This is a genomic window from Mycobacterium lehmannii (assembly GCF_002245535.1).
Classification (GTDB): domain Bacteria; phylum Actinomycetota; class Actinomycetes; order Mycobacteriales; family Mycobacteriaceae; genus Mycobacterium; species Mycobacterium lehmannii.
In genome coordinates, this window is the sequence record NZ_NKCN01000004.1 from 227,177 (window position 1) to 245,450 (window position 18,274).

Sequence of the window (18,274 nt, forward strand, 5' to 3'; positions counted from 1 at the left end):
GGGCAGCGATTTCGGTTTCACCGCAGACCCTTTCGGGACTCGGCTTGTGCCACCTCGATGGCGATCTCGGCGACCCGCCGTGCCGCGTCGCGGTGACCGGCCAGGGCGGCGCCCGCCGTCATCGTCTGCAACCGGCCGGTGTCGGTGAGCAGGTCGACGACGGTCTCGGCGACGAAACCCGGCGACAGGTCGGCGTCGTCGACGATCAGCCCGCCCCCGGCCTCGACGACGGGAAGTGCGTTGAGCCGTTGTTCGCCGTTGCCGATCGGCAGCGGAACGTATACCGCGGGCAACCCGACCGCGGTCAGTTCGGCGACCGTCATCGCTCCCGACCGGCACATCGCGACGTCGGCGGCGGCGTACGCCAGGTCCATCCGGTTCAGATAGGGCACAGGGACATACGGCGGGTCGCCGTCGGCGGGCTCGCGCAAATCGAGGGTGTTCTTGGGGCCGTGGGCGTGCAGCACCGAGATACCAGCCGCCGCAAGGTCTTTGGCGGCGCCCGAGACGGCCCTGTTCAGCGACTGCGCGCCCTGCGACCCGCCGAACACCAACAGCACCCGGGCGTCAGGGGCGAAACCGAAGTGGGCGCGCGCCTCGGCCCGCAACGCCGTGCGGTCCAGCGAGGTGATCGCCGCGCGCACCGGAACCCCGACCACCTCGGCTGGCTTGCCCAGTCCAGGGTCGGCGACGGCCGAGAGCACCCGTCGTGCCGAACGGGCACCGACGCGGTTGGCCCAGCCCGCGCGAGCGTTCGCCTCGTGCACCACCACCGGCACGCGCTTGCTTCTGCGCACGCTTCGCGCGGCCAGATAGGCGGGCAACGCGACGTAACCGCCGAAGCCGATCACCACGTCGGCCTCGACCTCGTCGAGCAGCGCCCGGGTCTGGCGCACCGCCCGCCGCACCCGCAGGGGCAGGCGCAGGAGGTCGCCGGAGAGTTTTCGGGGCAGTGGCACCGGCGTGATCAGCTCGAGGTGATAGCCGCGTTCGGGGACCAGCCGGGTCTCCAGGCCCCGCTCGGTGCCCAGGGCGGTAATCCGCACGTCGGGCACCAAGTCGGTCAGGGCGTCGGCCACCGCCATCGCCGGTTCGACGTGTCCTGCGGTGCCACCGCCCGCGAGGATCACGGAGACTCCCCGGTCGTCCCCCGGCCGCCGAGGGACGGGACCCGTGTCGTTCACCCGTAACGCTGACCTTCCAGTGCGCGCCGCCGGTTGCTGTCCGCGCGGCCGCCTCCATGATGCCTTGCCGCCCGGGCCGGCTTACCGGCCGTCTGGCGTTTGCGGGCGGACTTGGGTGGCTGTTTGGCCGCGGGCTTGGGTGCCCGGGTGCGCTTGCCCGCCGGCGGTTTGCCGGGTCGCTCCGAACCGCGCTTGTTGAGCCGGTCGCGCACCGCCTCGGTCCGCGACGGCACGTAGGGCGCGGGCAGGGGCAGCCGCAGCAGCCTGTTGACCCGGTCGTCGCGCCCGGCCCGCAACGCCGCCACCGCCTCGGGTTCGTGCCGTGCCGCGCTCGCCATGATGCCGATCATCAGAAGTGTTGTCGCCGTTGAGGTTCCACCCGCCGAGATGAGGGGCAGCTGCAGCCCGGTCACGGGAAGCAGGCCCACCACATAGCCGACGTTGATGAACACCTGGCCCATGATCCACAGCGTTGCGGTGGCGGTGAGCAGGCGCAGGAACGGGTCCGCGGAGCGCCGCGCGATGCGCATCCCGGTGTAGGCGAACAGGCCGAACAGGCACAGCAGGCCGCCGGCTCCGATGAAGCCGAGTTCCTCGCCGATGATCGCGAAGATGAAGTCGTTGTGCGCGTTGGGCAGGTAGTTCCACTTGGCCGCGCCCTGACCCAGGCCGTCGCCGAACACACCGCCGTTGGCCAGCGCGAACCGTGCCTGGCGGGCCTGATAGCCCGAACCCTGTGTGTCGGCGGCGGGGTTCAACCAGGACTGCACCCGCGCGGAGCGGTACCCCTCGGCCATCGCCAGCACCGCGGCCGACACCACGACCATGAACAGCGAGGACACGAACACCCGCAGCGGCAGGCCCGCGTACCAGAGCAGACCCAGCAGGATGATGCCCAGCGACACCGTCTGCCCGAGGTCGGGCTGGGCGACGATCAGCGCCAGTGCGACGAATGCGGCGGGCACCAACGGGATCAGCATCTCCCGCAGCGAGGCCTGCTCCATGCGGCGCGCGGCCAGCAGATGCGCGCCCCAGATGGCGAACGCGATCTTGGCCAGTTCGGAGGGTTGCATCGAGAACCCCGCGACCACGAACCACCCACGCGAACCGTTGGCCACGGTGCCGATTCCCGGGATCAGCACCAGGATCAGCAGCACGATGGTGAGCGCGAAGCTGGAGAAGGCCATGCGTCGCATCAGTTGCACCGGGATCCGCATCGCGACGTAGAACCCGAACAGCCCGATGACCGTCCACAACACCTGCTTGGCGAAGACGACCCACGGCGACCCGTCCTGGTCGTAGGAGTACACCCCCGACGCCGACAGAACCATCGTCAGCCCCAGCGTGGTCAGCAGCGCGGCCACCGCGATGATGAGGTGGAACGACGTCATCGGGCGGCCGAGCCACGCCCCGACCCGGGTCCGATGCCCGGCGGTCGCGGGCACCGGCTCGGCCGGTTTGTCTTCGGCGCCCGCCCTGCGAAGCCGCAGCCGGGTCAGGATGGTGGTCATCGGCGACTATCGGGTCAGAGCGCGCACGGCGTCGGCGAACGCGTCGCCGCGGTGACTGTAGCCGCTGAACTGGTCGAAGGAGGCGCCTGCGGGAGCCAGCAGCACGGTGTCGCCGGACCTGGCGAGGCCGCGGGCGGCGTCGACCACTGCGGCCATGATCGTGTCACCGGTTTGCGTTCCCTCGAGCCTGATCACATGAGTAACAGGATTAACATCCGACCCATTTGTCCCTTGCACCCCAAAATCCTCCCCCGTCACAACCTCGATGACGGGGACATCCGGGGCGTGTCGCGATAACGCCTCGGCGATCAGGGCCCGGTCGCGGCCAATCAACACCGCTCCGACCAGCCGATTCGACATCGAAGTGAGCAGCTCCTCGACCGAGGCGCCCTTGAGCAGCCCACCGGCCACCCACACCACTCGCGGGTACGCGGCGATCGATGCCCGGGCGGCGTGCGGATTGGTCGCCTTCGAGTCGTCGACGTACGTGACGCCGTCGACGGTGCCGATGACCTCGGCGCGGTGCCTGCCCACCCGGAAACCGGCGAGCGCGTCGGCGATGGCGGCCGGGGGCACGTCGACCGCGCGGGCCAGCGCGGCGGCACCGAGCGCGTTGAGCACCCCGACCGGGCCGGCCACCGCGATCGATGCGGCATCGGCCAACCGCACACCGGTCCCGAACGCGTTGTCGACCAGCGCGCCGTCCACCACGCCCAGTTCGCCGGGGCCTGGCTCCGCCAGCCGGAACCCGACGCGCGTCGGGGCCGCCGCCGTGTCCAGCAGGCCTGCGGCCACCGGGTCGTCGAGTCCGACCACGGCGACGCGGCCGTCGAGCACCCGGGCCTTGGCACCGGCGTAGGCGGCCATGGACCCGTGCCAGTCGAGGTGGTCCTCGGCGACGTTGAGCACCACGCCCGCGTCCGGCCGCAGCGACGGCGCCCAGTGCAGCTGGAAGCTGGACAGCTCCACCGCCAGCAGGTCGGACGGTTCGGCGAGGACGTCGATGACGGGGTTGCCGATGTTGCCGCACAGCACCGCGTTTCGCCCGGCGGCGACGAGCATCGCGTGCAACATCGATGTGGTCGTGGTCTTGCCGTTGGTCCCGGTGACCACGAGCCAGCGCCGCGACGGCCCGAACCAGCCCGCCCGGTCCAACCGCCAGGCCAGTTCCACGTCGCCCCAGACCGGAACGCTCGCTTGTGCCGCTGCGGCCAGTACGGGAGCGGTCGGCGCGAACCCGGGACTGGTGATCACGAGCGCGTATTCGCCGATGGTGGCCTGGGCCTCGGCGGTGGTCACGACCCTGGCGGGCGTGATCAACCGCTGCAGCGCCAGCGGATCGTCGTCGCAGATCGTCAACCGCACGCCGGTGGGCTCCAGTACGGCGCTCACCGAGCGGCCGGTCAGGCCCGCGCCGGTCACCAGCACCCGGGCGCCGGGAACCAGCGGCTCGAGATGCGTCATGTCAGGCACCGACGGTCGTCAGCCACTCGCTGTAGAACAACGCGACGCCGAGGCCGCAGGCGATCGCGGTGAGCAACCAGAACCGGATGATCACCGTGGTTTCGGCCCACCCCACCAGCTCGAAGTGGTGGTGGAACGGCGCCATCCGGAAAACCCTACGGCCGGTGGTGCGGAACGCCAGGATCTGCACGACGACCGAGACCACCTCGGCCACGAACAGGGCGCCGAGCACTACGGCGAGCATCTCGGTGCGGCTGGCCACCGACAGCCCGGCGATGATGCCGCCGAGGGCGAGCGAGCCGGTGTCGCCCATAAAGATCTTGGCGGGCGCGGCGTTCCACCACAGGAACCCGATGCAGGCGCCCGCGGTGGCCGCGGCGATGATCGCCAAGTCCAGAGGGTCGCGCACGTTGTAACAGCCCAGGCCCGGGCTCGTCGCGCAGGCGTTGCGGAACTGCCAGAACGTGATCAGTACGTAGGCCGCGCACACCATCGCCATCGCGCCCGCGGCCAACCCGTCCAGCCCGTCGGTGAAGTTCACCGCGTTCGACCACGCGCTGACCACCACGATGCAGAACAACACGAACAGTGCGGGTGGCAGTGTGACCGTGGCGATCTCGCGCACATAGGACAGTTCGGCGCTGCCGGGCGTCAACCCGTCGGCGTTGCGGAACTGCAGCGCCAGCACACCGAAGATCACCGCGGCGGTCAGGATGCCGACGGTTTTGGCGGTCTTGTTGAGCCCTAGGTTGCGCGAACGCCGGATCTTGATCAGGTCGTCGACGAATCCGACGACGGCCAGGGCGCTGGCCAGAAACAGCACGAGAAGGCCCGAAGCCGACGGCCCCCGGCCGTCGATCACGACGCCCACGAGGTGCGTTCCCAGGTAGCTGGCCCAGATGCCCGCGACGATCGCCACGCCGCCCATCGACGGGGTGCCGCGCTTCTTGGCGTGGGTGGGCGGTCCGTCCTCGCGGATCTCGTGCCCGAACCCCTGGCGGGTGAACAGCCGGATCAGCACCGGTGTGAGCAGGATCGACACCGTCAGCGCGATGCCGACGGCGATGAGGATCTGCCTCATGCGTTCGGGTCCTGGATGTCGGCGGACCGAAGCTCGAGCAAAGCTTCGGCCAGTGCGCCGAGGCCGGCTGCGTTCGACGCCTTCACCAGCACCACGTCGGACGGCTGCAGTTCGGCGCGCAGGAGGTCAAGCGCCGCGTCGGCGTCGGCGACCATGGTGGCCTCAGCCCCCCACGATCCCTCCATCACCGCGCCGTGGTGCATGGCGCTCATAGTCCTCCCGGTTCCGACGACGATGAGTCGTGACACATCTAAGCGCACGGCCAGCCGGCCGATGCGGTCATGCTCGGATATCGCGTCGTCGCCGAGTTCGGCCATCTCGCCGAGCACCGCCCAGCTGCGGCGCCGGCCCCCGCCCACGCGGGCCATCCACGCCAGCGCCTTGAGGCCCGCGCCCATCGAATCGGGGTTGGCGTTGTAGGCGTCGTTGATGACGGTGACGCCGTCGCTGCGGGTGACGACCTGCATGCGGTGTTTGGACACCGGACCGGCGGTCGCCAGCGCGGTGGCCACCTGCTCGAGGGAGGCGCCGCACTCCAGCGCCACGGCCGCCGCGCACAGCGCGTTGGACACCTGGTGGTCCCCGTGGACGGCCAGCGCGACGTCGACGGACCCGGCGCCGGCGTGCATGCTGAACCGCGGCCTGGCCAGCTCGTCGAGCGTGATCGCTTCGGCCCACACGTCCACGTCGCGCCCGCCCGGCTCGCGCGACACCTGCACGATGCGCGCGGCGGTCTTGGCGGCCATCGCCGCCACCGCGGCGTCGTCGACGTTGAGTACGACGGCCCCCGATGATGGGACCGCTTGTGGCAGTTCGGATTTGGTTTCGGCGATGGCCTCCCGCGACCCGAATTCGCCCAGGTGTGCGGTGCCCACGTTGAGCACCACCGCGATCGAGGGCGGGGCGATCGCGGCCAGCGCGGCGATGTTGCCGCGATGCCGTGCCGACATCTCCAACACCAGGAAGTCGGTGGACCGCGTCGCGCGCAGCACCGTCCACGGATGCCCGAGTTCGTTGTTGAACGAACCGGGCGGCGCGATCACCTCACCGAGCGGGGCCAGCACCGCGGCGACCAGGTCCTTGGTCGAGGTCTTACCCGACGATCCGGTGATCCCAATGATCGTGAGCCCGCCTGCGACGAGTTCCGCGGCGACCGCACCGGCCAGCTTCGCCAACGCCGTGAGCACGGCTGCACCCGAACCGTCGGCGTCGTGTTCGAGCACGCCCGCCGCGCGGTCGGATGTCTCCGGTGTCGGGTCGACGACGATCGCAGGCACCCCGACCGGGCGGGCGGCCAGCACCGCCGCCGCCCCGGCCTGCACCGCCGCGGCGGCGAAGTCGTGCCCGTCCGAGCGGGCTCCGGGCAGCGCGAGGAACAGACCGCCGGGTGTGACGGCCCGCGAGTCGAACTCGACGGTGCCGGTGACCCGGGTGGTCGCGGCGTCGGCTTCGGAGATGTCGGCGAGGCGGCCGCCGACGATCTCGGCGACCCTGGCCAGCGTCAGGTCGATCACGGCAGGGGTCCTTGTGCCTCGATGGCGCGAGCCAACTCCTCGCGGTCGTCGAAAGGTCGGGTGACCCCGGCGCCGGTCTGCCCTGCCTCGTGGCCCTTGCCCGCGACGAGCACGACATCCCCCGGTCGCGCCCACGCCACGGCGTGCTCGATCGCGGCGCGGCGATCACCGATCTCGACGACCTCCGCACGGCCCACCGCGCCGGCCACGATCGCCGCGCGGATCTCGGCGGGGTCCTCGTCGCGCGGGTTGTCGTCGGTCACGACCACCAGATCGGCCAGTTCGGAGGCGACGCGGCCCATCGGGCCCCGCTTGCCGGGATCGCGGTTACCGCCCGCCCCGAACACGACCGCCAGTCGGCCGTCGGTGTCTGCCCGCAACGTCTCCAGCACGGCCTGCAGGGCACCGGGCTTGTGCGCGTAGTCGACCACCGCCAGGAAGTCCTGCCCGCGCTCGACGGGCTCCATCCGCCCCGGCACCGTCGCGGTGCGCAGACCGGGCACGGCTTGTTCGGGTGACACCCCGACCGCGTCGAGCAGCGCGATCGCGAGCAGGCAGTTGGCCACGTTGTAACGTCCCGGCAGCCCGATCTGCAGGTGGTGGTGCACACCCGCCGGGTCCACCGCGAAGAACTCCTGTGCGTTGCGGCCGACCGTTCGGATGTCCTCGATAGTCCAGTCGGCGACCCGGCCGGTCGCGCTGACCGTCACGGGCTCGCGCGCCAACCTGGCCATCTCCCGACCTGCGTCGTCGTCGACGCAGAGCACGGAAAGCTCTGCGCGGTTGGCAGATTCGGGAGCGAACAGTCGCGCCTTGGCCTCGAAGTAGTCCCGCATCGTCGGGTGGAAGTCGAGATGGTCACGCGACAGGTTGGTGAACCCGCCGACCGCAAAATGCACACCGTCGACGCGGCCGAGGGTGAGCGCGTGGCTCGACACCTCCATCACGACGGTGTCGACGCCCTGCTCGACCATCACCGCGAGCAGAGCCTGCAGGTCCGGCGCCTCGGGCGTGGTGAGGACGCTGGCCTGATCGCGGCCGTCGATCCGGATGCCGACGGTGCCGACCAGTCCGGCCGCCCGCTCAGCCGACCGCAGCCCGGCCTCCACCAGATAGGTGGTGGTGGTCTTGCCGGAGGTGCCGGTGACGCCGATGACCCGCAGCCGCTCGGACGGCCGGCCGTACACCTCGGCGGCCACCGCGCCGAGCACCGACCGCGGATCCGGGTGGACCACGACCGGGATCTCCACATCGGGCCCCAACATCGCCAGCCCGTCGGGGTCGGTGAGGATCGCTGCCGCACCGCGAGCGACCGCCTCGGCGGCGTAGCGGGCGCCGTGCGACGACGCCCCCGGCAGCGCCGCGAACAGGTCACCCGGTTCGACGTCCCCGCTGCGCAACGTGACGCCGGTGACGCGGACCTCCGGTACGGCACCGCCCGCGGGCACCGCCTGGACCTGCCCGGCCAGCGGTCCAAGCGCCGCGCCGGCGGGATGGCTGGGTCGCAGGTTCATGGCGTTGACACAGTACCCAGTCGCGCTGGCGGCCCCCGCGACATATCGGGGCCGTCGGCATCTTCGTCAGTCGGCTACCAGGGTCAACCGCGACTCGGGATCCGGCGACAGCGGCACGTTCTCGCGCTGCAGCAGCCAGGAGGCGATGTTGTGGAACAGCGGCGCCGACGTGGTGCCCGGCTGGCCGTCGGCCGTGCGCTGCGGGTGGTCCATCATGATGGCCACGACGTAGCGCGGGTCGTCGGTGGTGGCAATGCCTGCGAACGTGATCCAGTAGACGTCGCTGTAGTAGCAGCCACAGGCCGGGTTGATCTGCTGTGCGGTTCCGGTCTTCCCGGAGATCTGGTAGCCCTCGACCGCCGCCTGCGAACCCGTGCCCTGCTGCACCCCTGTCGGGTCGCGCTGCACCGTGGCCCGCAACATCTGCCGCACGGTCTCGGCCGTTTCCGGCGACACCACCCGAACGCCCTCGGGGCGAGGCTCGTCGGTGCGGGTGCCGTCGGAGGCGATGGTGGTCTTGACGATGCGCGGCGGGACGCGCACACCGTCGTTGGCGATGGTCTGATACATGCCCGCCATCTGCAGCAGGGTCATCGAAAGGCCCTGTCCGATGGGCAGGTTGGCGAATGTGCTGCCCGACCACTGGTCGATCGGCGGGACCAGGCCCGCGCTCTCACCCGGCAGGCCCACTCCGGTGCGCTGCCCGAGGCCGAACTTGCGGACCATCTCGAAGAAGCGCTCAGGACCGAGGCGCTGCGCCAGCATCAGCGTGCCGACGTTGGAGGACTTACCGAAGATGCCCGTTGTGGTGTACGGCATCGTCCCGTGCTCCCAGGCGTCCCCGACCGTGACCCCACCCATGTGGATCGACCCCGGCACCTGCAGCACCTCGTCGGGATGTGACAACCCGTACTCGATGACCGATGCGGCGGTGACGATCTTGTTGACCGAACCCGGTTCATACGGCGAGGACACCGCGGGGTTGCCCAGCTGGCGGTGCTCCTGCCTGCCGATGTCCTGGCTCGGGTCGAACGTGTTGTCGTTCGCCATCGCCAGCACCTCAGCGGATTTCGCGTCGAGGACGACCGCGGAGACGTTCTTGGCGCCGGACAGGTTCTTGGCCTGCTGCACCTGCTGCTGGACGTAGAACTGGATGTCGTCGTCGATGGTCAGCATGACCGTGGAACCGTCGACCGCGTCGTGGCGGTTGCGGTAACTACCCGGGATGACCACGCCGTCGGACCCGCGGTCGTAGGTGATCGACCCGTCGGTGCCCGCCAGTACGGCATCGAGCGAATCCTCTAGTCCCAGAAGGCCGTGCCCATCCCAGTCGATACCGCCGACGATGTTGGCCGCCAGCGAGCCGCCTGGATACTGGCGCAGGTCTTGGCGCTCCGAACCGACCTCGGGGAACTTCTTGGTGATCGCCTCGGCGATGGCGGGATCGACCGCACGGGCGAGATAGACGAACGTCTCGTTGCTCTTGAGCTTCTTGAGGACGGTGGCCGAGTCCGGCTTGTTGTTCAGCCGCAACGCCACCTCGGCGGCGATGTCGCGAAGCCTGCGGTCGGGTTCGGGCGCCTCGGTGCTTTTCGCCCTGGCCTCCTCCAACTGCTTGCGGACCTTCTGCGGCTGGAAGGTCAGCGCGCGCGCCTCGATGGTGAAGGCCAGCTTGTCGTTGTTGCGGTCGACGATCGCCCCGCGAACGGCCTTGTCGACGTCGGTGACCTTGAGCTGGCTGGCCGCCTCGGCCCGCAATCCGTCGGCGCGGGGCACCTGGAGATGGAACAGCTGCCCCGCCGCGACGATCAGGACGAGGAAGATCGCCGCGTTGCCCACGCGATGCCGGAACACGAAAGAGGCACTGCGCAGCCCGGTTTCAGTGATCGGAGCGCGCGTCCGCCGCGCTTTGGCCGAGCGCTCCTGAGGGCCGGCGGCCGGTGCGGCCTTGCGGGGCCGACGCTCGCGGCTCATGCGCCGGGACCCGCCGGAGGAACGACCGCGGGGGGCACGACCGCGGGAGGCACGACCGCCGGGCTGAACTGTTCGGCGCCGGGCACGGGACCCGGCAGCACCTGCGGGTTCGGGATGTGCAGGGCGTCGGTCGGGGCCATCGGCGCCGCCGGCGGGACCATCGGCCCCGGTGCGGCACCGGGCACCGGCGGCTGACCCGGGAGCGCCTGCGGCGCCGCCGGGATAGCCTGCGGCACCGCGGCGCCGGGCACATTCGGGGTGGGCACATTCGGGGTGGGCGCCGTACGCGTCGGCATCCGGACGGTGACCTCGCGGGGATCGACGACCCGCGGCGCGGGCGGCCGCGGACCGGGTGGGGGCGCCTGCGGGGTCGCGTCGGGCAGCGGTGTGTTCAGCGGCGGTGGCGGAACGCCCTCCGCCGGCTTGGGTGTGCCGACCACCACCCAGTTACCGGCCGGGTCCTGTACGAGGTGTGCGGTGTCGCGGGACGGGATCATCCCGAGCTCGCGTGCCGCTTCTGCCAACGCCGGGGCGGCCTGCGCCTCGAGCACGTCGCGCTCGAGCGCTTCCTTCTGTTGCAGCAGAGCCTGATTCGTCTCGCGAGCGTTGCCCAGTTGATAGGACCGCTCGGCGGCGTCGGTGGACAGCCACAGCGTCGTGCCCAGGCCCACTCCCAGCGCGCCGATCACCAGCACCACGAACGGCACCCTGGCCACCAGCGCCCGCGGGCTGAGCTCCACCGAGGCCAGTTTGACGATGATGCGCTGGCGTAATGGTGTCCGAACGACCTTTGGCGCCTTGGCCTTCCGCGCCTTGGCACGCGCCTTGGCCTGGCTGGCGTTCTTGGGCCTGCTCGGTGCGCCGGTCGGGCGCGGGATGGGGTTGGTCTGCGGCGCTGAGCGCTGCGGTCGCTGCTCGCGGGTCGGCTTGCGGCGCGCCTGCGCGTCGGCTGAGCGCCGCTGAGCGCCGGTGCGCCGTCGTTCGTCGGCGCTGCGCACCGCTTTTGCCCGCTTGGCCGGCTTGGCCGGTTTGCGCTGTTTGGTCTGCTTGGCCTGCTTGGCGTTCACCTGGGTGCCCCCACCTTCTCCAGTGCTCGTAGCCGCACAGGTGCGCTACGCGGGTTCCGTTCGATCTCCTCGGGAGCTGCACGCTCGGCACCGCGAGTCAGTGCGACGAACTCCGGCTCGTGACCCGGCAGTTCCACCGGTAAGCCGGGCGGCGTCCTGGACGCCGTTGCGGAGGCGAAGGCCGCCTTGACGATGCGGTCCTCCAGGGACTGGTAGGCCATCACGACGATGCGGCCGCCGGGAGCCAGAGCGTTCAGCGCCGCAGGCAACGCCTCGCGCAGCGAGTCCAATTCTCCGTTGACCGCGATGCGAAGCGCTTGAAATGTGCGCTTCGCCGGGTGGCCACCGGTTCGGCGCGCCGGCGCGGGAATCGCCTGGTACAGCAGCTCGACGAGTTCCCCGGTGGTTCGGAACGGCTGGCGGGCGCGCCTGCGGATGAGCTGGGCGGCGATCCGGCTCGCGAAACGTTCCTCGCCGAACTCGCGCAGAAGCCGGGTCAGCGATTTCTGGTCGTAGGTGTTCACCACCTCGGCGGCGGTCAGTTCCGCGTCGGGATCCATCCGCATGTCCAGTGGCGCGTCGGCGGCGTAGGAGAAGCCGCGTTCGGTGCGGTCGAGCTGCATCGAGGACACGCCGAGGTCGAACAGGATTCCATCGGCATGGCTGGCCCGGTAGCGGTCGTCGCCAAGCACCCTGCCGATGCCGTCGTACCGCGTGCGGACCAGCATCACCCGGTCACCGAACCGCGACAGGCGCTCGCCGGCGATCCACAACGCGTTGGGGTCGCGGTCCAAGCCGATCAGCCGCAGACCGGGCAGTTCGGTCAGGAAGCGCTCCGCATGCCCGCCGGCTCCGAGGGTGGCATCGACGAGCACCGCACCCTCACCGTCGGAACCGCGCCGTGTCAGTGCGGGTGTGAGCAGCTCGACGCAGCGGTCCAGCAGGACCGGCACATGTCCGTGGTCGCCGCTGCGCCGTGCCATCGCCCTGTCTCCCTCGCCTCCACCCGAAATCCCTGCACCGGGGTCCCTGTCCGAGAGCGCGGACCTGACGTCGGGGAAGTACGCCAGGGCCGGTTCGGGCAGAGGCCGCGATGCACGGACTGGATGCCTGTGCCGGTCGACCGCCGAATCAGATGATGTCGTGCAGAGCTTCATCGGTGGCCGCGGAGAAGTTTTCTTCGTGGGTCTGCTGGTACTCCTGCCATGCGGTGGAGTCCCAGATTTCCAGGTAGTCGACCGATCCGATCACCACGCAGTCCTTCGAGAGGTTCGCGTAGCGGCGGTGATCAGCTGACAGCGTGATTCGGCCTTGTGCGTCGGGATGCTGTTCGTCGGTGGCCGCGGCCAGGTTCCGCAGGAATGCGCGTGCTTCCGGGTTGCTACGCGATGCCTGCGACGCCCGTCGGGCCAGCTTCTCGAACTCGGCGCGCGGGTAGACGGCAAGGCTGTGATCTTGGCTTTTGGTGACCATCAACCCTCCTGCCAGCGCGTCGCGGAACTTGGCGGGCAGCGTGAGCCGCCCCTTGTCGTCGAGCTTCGGCGTGTAGGTGCCGAGAAACATCTCGCCACCTCCCTGCCGATCAACAGAGCCCCGGTCGCTCCGTTGTCCGCCACTTTACCCCACAATCCCCCACCATCCACCATTTGCGCGTCAATTTTCCTGGTGAGTCCCCACCCCTCGCCCCACAGCCGACGTGGCGAGGGCGACAACGTCCCGGCGTCGAGCGCAATGGTGAAGAAAAGCGCAGGTGGACGCGGCGCGGGAGGCGGTGGGGTGAAGTGGGGGCGGTCAGCAGTCGGACACACGAAAAAGGGGCAGCCCGCGGTGCGGGCTACCCCTGTGTCGCGTCAGCGCCTATTCGTCGAAGCGGCGACGGAAGCGATCCTCCATGCGGCTGGCAAACGATCCACCCGAACCCTTGCCCCGCTTCTGCCGGGGAGCGCCCGGTTCGGCGACCGAACGGTCGCGTCCACCGGGGACGCGCGGGCCGGTGATCGCGAACACCACACCGCCGAACATCACGATGAACCCGAGTACCGAGAGCACCGGGAAGCCACCGATCTGGGTGGCAGGTATCGCGACACCGGACACCAGCATGGCGAGGCCGAGCACGAAGAGCGCGGCACCCTGCAGGCGGCGCCGGGTCGAGGGTGCGCGCAGGGTTCCGCCTCGGACACTCGAAGCGAACTTCGGGTCCTCGGCATAGAGCGCGCTCTCGATCTGGTCGAGCATGCGCTGCTCATGATCGGAGAGTGGCATTCGTCCCTCCCTCGGAACCCAGGGGCCCACCGTGGCCATCTCATTGTTCAAAGTCATGTGTGCCCGCGTTCACGGGCATCTAACAGTCATGATACGAGGTCGATCTGAGCCGTACCACCTTGTTCGACGCCCGATTGTATGACGGACGCCGCCGCGTGGGAGGCGCAGGCGGATCCACTCGATAATGGTTGAGACGACACCGCCCCGATACGCGGAGAGGCAGACACAGTTGGCGACATTTCTCATCGATCTGTCGCCGAGCGATATGCAGCGCCGGCTCGGTGACGCGCTCGCCGTCTACGTCGACGCGATGCGCTATCCGCGCGGCACCGAGGCACAGCGGGCGTCGATGTGGCTCGAGCACACCCGCAGGCCCGGGTGGAAGGCCGTGGCGGCGGTGACCATCGGCGATTCCGAGGACGCACCCGCCGGCGAGGCCGAACTGACCTCAGCCCCGATGGTCGGCATCGCCTACGGCTACTGCGGCGCCCCTGACCAGTGGTGGCAGCAGCAGGTGGTGGCCGGGCTGCAGCGGGTCGGCACCGACCGCAACTCCATCGCTGCGTTGATGACGAGCTACTTCGAGCTCACCGAACTGCACATCCACCCGCGAGCCCAGGGACAGGGGCTCGGTGAGGCGCTGGCACGCCGACTGCTCTCCGACCGCCAGGAGTCCCACGTGTTGTTGTCGACGCCGGAGATCAACGGTGAGGCGAACCGGGCGTGGCGGCTGTACCGCAGGCTCGGCTTCACCGACGTCATCCGTGGCTACCATTTCGCGGGCGATCCGCGGGCTTTCGCGATCCTGGGGCGGTCATTGCCGCTGTGACACGGATTTGATGTCACCGACGCCTCGGCTCGGCTCGGTCTGGCACGATGACCACGTGCCGGCCCGCCACCGCAGCAGCAGAACCCGCCTGCTCGCACTCGTGATGCTGATCCTCGTCGTGCTTCCGACCGCCGTCGGCTGCGTCCGGGTGCGGGCCTCGATCACGGTCTCTCCCGACGACCGGGTGTCCGGTCAGATCGTCGCGGCGGCAAAGCCGCGGAACGCCGACGACAAGGGCCCGCAGCTGCTGAACAACCTGCCGTTCGCCAACAAGGTGGCGGTCTCGGAGTACAGCCGCGACGACTACGTCGGCTCTCAGGCGGTGTTCTCCGACCTCACCTTCGCCGAACTGCCTCAGCTGGCCAACATGAACCGCGACGCCGCCGGCGTCGACCTCTCGTTGCGCCGGGCGGGTGACCTCGTCATCCTCGAGGGGCGCGCCGACCTCACCTCGCTCAGCGATTCGGAGGCCGACGTGTCGGTGACCGTGTCGTTCCCTGGCGAAGTCACCTCCACCAACGGTGATCAGGTGTCGGCCGAGATCGTCGAGTGGCAGTTGCGGCCCGGCGTGGTCAGCACCATGAACGCACAAGCCCGCTACACCGACCCCAGCGCACGGTCCTTCACCGGTGCCGCGATCTGGCTGGGCCTCGGCTCCTTCGTGGTGGCGGCCATCATCGGAACCCTGGCGTACATGAGCCGTGACCAATCGCCGAAAGTGGGCGAAGCCCGCGATTAGCGCAGGCTCTACGCTGAAGGCGTTCGGGGCAGGGTGGTCGCATAGAGAAAGGGGCGCCCGCTGAGCGTGCATGCCACGGCACCGTCGGCCGTCGAGTTGGCGGGGGCCGTCACCGATCAGCTGCGGGACTATCTACGGCAGCGTCGCAGCGAATGCGCCTACATGGGCGACGACTACGCCGAAATGACCGCCGCGCTGGAGGAATTCGTGCTGCGCGGCGGCAAGCGGCTGCGGCCCGCGTTCGCCTACTGGGGGTGGCGGGCGGTCGCCGAGCAGCCCGAGGACCCCCTCAATCCGGACGTCCTGCGGTTGTGTTCGGCGCTCGAGCTGCTGCACGCCTGCGCATTGGTCCACGACGATGTCATCGACGCCTCGGCGACCCGCCGAGGGTTGCCGACCGTGCACCGGCTGTTCACCGAGCGGCACCGCACGCACGGCTGGCACGGCTCGGCCGAGCAGTTCGGCGTGTCGGCGGCGATCCTGCTCGGCGACCTGGCCCTGGTCTGGGCTGACGACGTCGTCGCAACGGCGAACCTGTCGACCGAGGCCGCCGTGCGGGTCCGCCGGGTGTGGGGCGCGATCCGCACCGAGGTGCTCGGCGGCCAGTACCTCGACATCGTCGCCGAGGCCAGCGGAGCCGATTCGGTGGCTTCGGCGCTGACGGTCAACATCTACAAGACCGCGTCGTACACGATCACCCGGCCGCTACAACTCGGCGCCGCCGCGGCCGCCGACCGGCCCGACGTCCATGCCGCCTTCCATCAGTTCGGCACCGACCTCGGTGTGGCGTTCCAGCTACGCGACGACGTGCTCGGGGTGTTCGGCGATCCCGCGGTCACCGGCAAGCCGTCCGGTGACGATCTGCGAGCAGGCAAGCGCACGGTGCTGTTGGCCGAGGCGGTCGAGCTGGCCGAAGAGGCCGACCCCGCGGCGGCGAAGCTGCTGCGCACCTCCATCGGGTCGAAACTCTCCGACGCCCAGGTCCAGGAACTGTGCACAGTGATCGAGTCCGTCGGCGCGCTCGCCGCGGTGGAGAACCGCATCTCCGAGCTCACCCGCCGCGCGCTCGACATCCTCGACTCCGTCGACATCGACGCCCATGCCAAGACGGGGTTGTCCGAGCTCGCCCGATTGGTCGCGAATCGAACCGCATAACGATGACGACCTCCCCATCGACCTCCCCATCAACACGGCCGTCGAAATCCGGCTTCACTGCACACCTTTCACGGTTGACCTCGTTTGCGACGTCACCACAGGCCCAACCTGCCCGGCTGGGCTTCCTCGGCGCCGTGTTGATCACCGCCGGAGGGCTGGGCGCGGGAAGCACGCGCCTGCACGACCCGCTGCTGGAGTCGCTGCACCTGTCGTGGCTGCGGTTCGGGCACGGCCTGGTGCTGTCGTCGATCCTGTTGTGGGGCGGTGTGGCACTGATGCTGGCGGCGTGGCTGTGGCTGGGACGACGGGTGATCGACCGCACCGCAACCGAATACACGATGGTGGCCACCACCGGCATCTGGCTGGCGCCGCTGCTGCTGAGCGTCCCGCTGTTCAGCCGCGACACCTACTCCTACCTCGCGCAGGGGGCACTACTGCGCGACGGCCTCGACCCGTACGCGGTCGGGCCCGTCGACAACCCGAACTCGTTGCTGGACAACGTCAGTCCCATCTGGACCACCACCACGGCACCGTACGGGCCGGGTTTCATCCTGATCGCCAAGTTCGTCACGATGCTGGTCGGCAACGATGTGGTCGCGGGCACCATGTTGTTGCGGCTGGGCATGCTTCCCGGCTTGGCGCTGCTGATCTGGGCCGCGCCGCGCGTCGCAAGACATATCGGCGCCGACGGTGCGACCGCGCTGTGGATCTGCGTGCTCAACCCGCTGGTGATCATCCACCTGATGGGCGGCGTGCACAACGAGATGCTGATGGTCGGCCTGATGATGGCAGGCATCGCGTTGACGTTCTCCGGCCGCCACCTGTGGGGCGTGAGCCTGATCGCCGCGGCGGTCGCGGTGAAAGCGACCGCGGGACTGGCGCTTCCGTTCATGGTCTGGGTGTGGGCGCGGGACATGCGCAACAGGCGCGACGTCTCGGCGGTCAAGGCATTCGTGACGGCGTCGGCGGGCTCGGCGCTGATCTTCACCGCGGTGTTCGCCGTGCTGTCGTTTGCCGCGGGCGTCGGGCTGGGCTGGCTGACGGCCTTGGCGGGTTCGGTGAAGATCATCAACTGGCTGACCCTGCCCACCGCGGCGGCCAACGTGATCAACGCGGTCGGCGGCCTGTTCCTGCCGGTGAACTTCTATGCGGTGCTCGACGTCGCCAGGATCATCGGCATCGCGCTCATTGCACTGTCACTTCCGTTCGTGTGGTGGCGGTTTCGGCACACCGACCGCGAAGCGCTGACCGGTATCGCGGTGGTGATGGTGATCGTGGTGCTTCTCGTGCCCGCGGCGCTGCCCTGGTACTACACCTGGCCGCTGGCCGTGGTGGCTGCGCTGGCTCAGAGCAGGCGGTCGATCGCGATCATCGCGGGCCTGTCGACGTGGATCATGGTGATCTGGAAACCCGATGGGGCGCACGGGATGTACTCGTGGCCCCACGTGCTGCTCTCGCTGGCATGCGCCGCGGTGGCGTGGTACTCGCTGAAGAACGCGCCGCAAAGAACACGGGCGGTCAATAAGCCACGACCGTGGACGGTCAATAGGCCACGACCGCGGGCGGTCAATAAGCCATCGCCTGGGCCCGGCGCACCACCTCACGGGCCTGATGCGAGTGAAGAGCATCAACGGGCCGAGCATTAGGCAGTTCGCCGGTCGCGCCGTCGCGCCTGATGGTCAGGGATGCGTCGGGCGTGAACAGCCACCGAACGATCTCGGTGTGGTGGTAGCCCCCATCGCGCAGCACGACGAGTAGTCCGGGCAGGCTCTTGACGACGTGGCCGGTGTCGTCGAAGAACACTTTCGGAACCACGACGACCCCGTCGCGCCGGACGCCGATCAGATGGCCGTCCCGCAGCTGCTGATGCACTTTCGTCACCGCGACACCGAGCATCTCGGCGACGGTGGGTAGGTCGTAGACGTCCTCGCCGGGATCGAGGACATCCTCGGAGGCCGGAATACTGCTCACCGCACCGAG

16 protein-coding genes are annotated in these 18,274 nt (G+C 69.6%); 4 read left to right on the top strand and 12 right to left on the bottom strand.

Annotation, left to right across the window (positions count from 1 at the left end; genetic code table 11):
• Nucleotides 1-17: 17 nt before the first annotated feature.
• From murG to CEX87_RS07545, 11 genes are all read right to left on the bottom strand, one after another.
• Nucleotides 18-1,184, bottom strand: a complete 1,167-nt coding sequence (gene murG, locus CEX87_RS07495) for an undecaprenyldiphospho-muramoylpentapeptide beta-N-acetylglucosaminyltransferase (RefSeq protein WP_064393991.1) — start codon at nt 1,182-1,184, stop codon at nt 18-20.
• Nucleotides 1,181-2,686 (bottom strand): putative lipid II flippase FtsW, encoded by a 1,506-nt coding sequence (gene ftsW / locus CEX87_RS07500; protein ID WP_198957175.1) that lies wholly within the window; start codon nt 2,684-2,686, stop codon nt 1,181-1,183. Before ftsW ends, murG begins: the two co-directional genes overlap by 4 nt.
• Before the next feature lie 15 nt (nt 2,687-2,701).
• Nucleotides 2,702-4,168: a UDP-N-acetylmuramoyl-L-alanine--D-glutamate ligase gene (murD, locus tag CEX87_RS07505; RefSeq protein WP_198957172.1), complete on the bottom strand. Its 1,467-nt coding sequence runs from the start codon at nt 4,166-4,168 to the stop codon at nt 2,702-2,704.
• The gene (gene mraY, locus CEX87_RS07510) at nt 4,161-5,240 is read right to left on the bottom strand and encodes a phospho-N-acetylmuramoyl-pentapeptide-transferase (protein ID WP_064393994.1); all 1,080 of its coding nucleotides are present in this window, start codon (nt 5,238-5,240) and stop codon (nt 4,161-4,163) included. Before mraY ends, murD begins: the two co-directional genes overlap by 8 nt.
• A complete protein-coding gene (locus CEX87_RS07515) occupies nt 5,237-6,754 on the bottom strand; it encodes a UDP-N-acetylmuramoyl-tripeptide--D-alanyl-D-alanine ligase (protein ID WP_094286565.1) in 1,518 nt (505 codons plus the stop codon). The genes mraY and CEX87_RS07515 overlap by 4 nt, the downstream gene beginning before the upstream one ends.
• On the bottom strand, nt 6,751-8,268 hold the full coding sequence (locus CEX87_RS07520) for a UDP-N-acetylmuramoyl-L-alanyl-D-glutamate--2,6-diaminopimelate ligase (RefSeq protein ID WP_094286566.1): 1,518 nt from the start codon (nt 8,266-8,268) through the stop codon (nt 6,751-6,753). Before CEX87_RS07520 ends, CEX87_RS07515 begins: the two co-directional genes overlap by 4 nt.
• A gap of 66 nt (nt 8,269-8,334) precedes the next feature.
• Complete coding sequence (locus tag CEX87_RS07525) at nt 8,335-10,242, bottom strand: peptidoglycan D,D-transpeptidase FtsI family protein (RefSeq protein WP_094286567.1); 1,908 nt, start codon at nt 10,240-10,242, stop codon at nt 8,335-8,337.
• Nucleotides 10,239-11,309: a cell division protein FtsL gene (ftsL, locus tag CEX87_RS07530; RefSeq protein WP_082961913.1), complete on the bottom strand. Its 1,071-nt coding sequence runs from the start codon at nt 11,307-11,309 to the stop codon at nt 10,239-10,241. The genes CEX87_RS07525 and ftsL overlap by 4 nt, the downstream gene beginning before the upstream one ends.
• Nucleotides 11,306-12,466 (bottom strand): 16S rRNA (cytosine(1402)-N(4))-methyltransferase RsmH, encoded by a 1,161-nt coding sequence (gene rsmH, locus CEX87_RS07535; RefSeq protein WP_174523513.1) that lies wholly within the window; start codon nt 12,464-12,466, stop codon nt 11,306-11,308. Before rsmH ends, ftsL begins: the two co-directional genes overlap by 4 nt.
• On the bottom strand, nt 12,441-12,872 hold the full coding sequence (mraZ, locus tag CEX87_RS07540) for a division/cell wall cluster transcriptional repressor MraZ (RefSeq protein ID WP_059098924.1): 432 nt from the start codon (nt 12,870-12,872) through the stop codon (nt 12,441-12,443). Before mraZ ends, rsmH begins: the two co-directional genes overlap by 26 nt.
• A gap of 294 nt (nt 12,873-13,166) precedes the next feature.
• Nucleotides 13,167-13,571 carry a DUF3040 domain-containing protein gene (locus tag CEX87_RS07545; RefSeq protein ID WP_064349958.1) on the bottom strand — a complete coding sequence of 135 codons (405 nt, stop codon included), beginning with the start codon at nt 13,569-13,571 and terminating at the stop codon, nt 13,167-13,169.
• Nucleotides 13,572-13,800: 229 nt separating this feature from the next.
• On the opposite strand from CEX87_RS07545, the gene CEX87_RS07550 reads away from it, so the two are divergent.
• From CEX87_RS07550 to CEX87_RS07565, 4 genes are all read left to right on the top strand, one after another.
• Nucleotides 13,801-14,400, top strand: coding sequence for a GNAT family N-acetyltransferase (locus CEX87_RS07550; RefSeq protein ID WP_064394189.1), 600 nt, complete (start codon nt 13,801-13,803; stop codon nt 14,398-14,400).
• A 10-nt stretch (nt 14,401-14,410) separates the two neighbouring features.
• On the top strand, nt 14,411-15,139 hold the full coding sequence (locus CEX87_RS07555; RefSeq protein ID WP_109395591.1) for an LppM family (lipo)protein: 729 nt from the start codon (nt 14,411-14,413) through the stop codon (nt 15,137-15,139).
• Between the two features lie 66 nt (nt 15,140-15,205).
• Nucleotides 15,206-16,294: a bifunctional (2E,6E)-farnesyl/geranyl diphosphate synthase gene (gene idsA2, locus CEX87_RS07560; protein ID WP_094286569.1), complete on the top strand. Its 1,089-nt coding sequence runs from the start codon at nt 15,206-15,208 to the stop codon at nt 16,292-16,294.
• A gap of 2 nt (nt 16,295-16,296) precedes the next feature.
• Nucleotides 16,297-17,940, top strand: coding sequence for an alpha-(1->6)-mannopyranosyltransferase A (locus CEX87_RS07565; protein ID WP_094286570.1), 1,644 nt, complete (start codon nt 16,297-16,299; stop codon nt 17,938-17,940).
• Here CEX87_RS07565 and CEX87_RS07570 read toward each other — a convergent pair.
• A complete protein-coding gene (locus CEX87_RS07570; RefSeq protein ID WP_064425662.1) occupies nt 17,861-18,265 on the bottom strand; it encodes an Rv2175c family DNA-binding protein in 405 nt (134 codons plus the stop codon). The two genes, CEX87_RS07565 and CEX87_RS07570, sit on opposite strands and share 80 nt — an antisense overlap.
• Between the last annotated feature and the right edge of the window lie 9 nt (nt 18,266-18,274).

What these genes read in the sequence shown, in the direction of transcription:
- mraY (WP_064393994.1), bottom strand. Translation starts at nt 5,240, where the DNA reads ATGAGGCAGATCCTCATCGCCGTCGGCATCGCGCTGACGGTGTCGATC.
- mraZ (WP_059098924.1), bottom strand. Translation starts at nt 12,872, where the DNA reads ATGTTTCTCGGCACCTACACGCCGAAGCTCGACGACAAGGGGCGGCTC.
- CEX87_RS07520 (WP_094286566.1), bottom strand. Translation starts at nt 8,268, where the DNA reads ATGAACCTGCGACCCAGCCATCCCGCCGGCGCGGCGCTTGGACCGCTG.
- rsmH (WP_174523513.1), bottom strand. Translation starts at nt 12,466, where the DNA reads ATGAAGCTCTGCACGACATCATCTGATTCGGCGGTCGACCGGCACAGG.
- CEX87_RS07555 (WP_109395591.1), top strand. Translation starts at nt 14,411, where the DNA reads ATGTCACCGACGCCTCGGCTCGGCTCGGTCTGGCACGATGACCACGTG.
- CEX87_RS07545 (WP_064349958.1), bottom strand. Translation starts at nt 13,571, where the DNA reads ATGCCACTCTCCGATCATGAGCAGCGCATGCTCGACCAGATCGAGAGC.
- CEX87_RS07525 (WP_094286567.1), bottom strand. Translation starts at nt 10,242, where the DNA reads ATGAGCCGCGAGCGTCGGCCCCGCAAGGCCGCACCGGCCGCCGGCCCT.
- CEX87_RS07565 (WP_094286570.1), top strand. Translation starts at nt 16,297, where the DNA reads ATGACGACCTCCCCATCGACCTCCCCATCAACACGGCCGTCGAAATCC.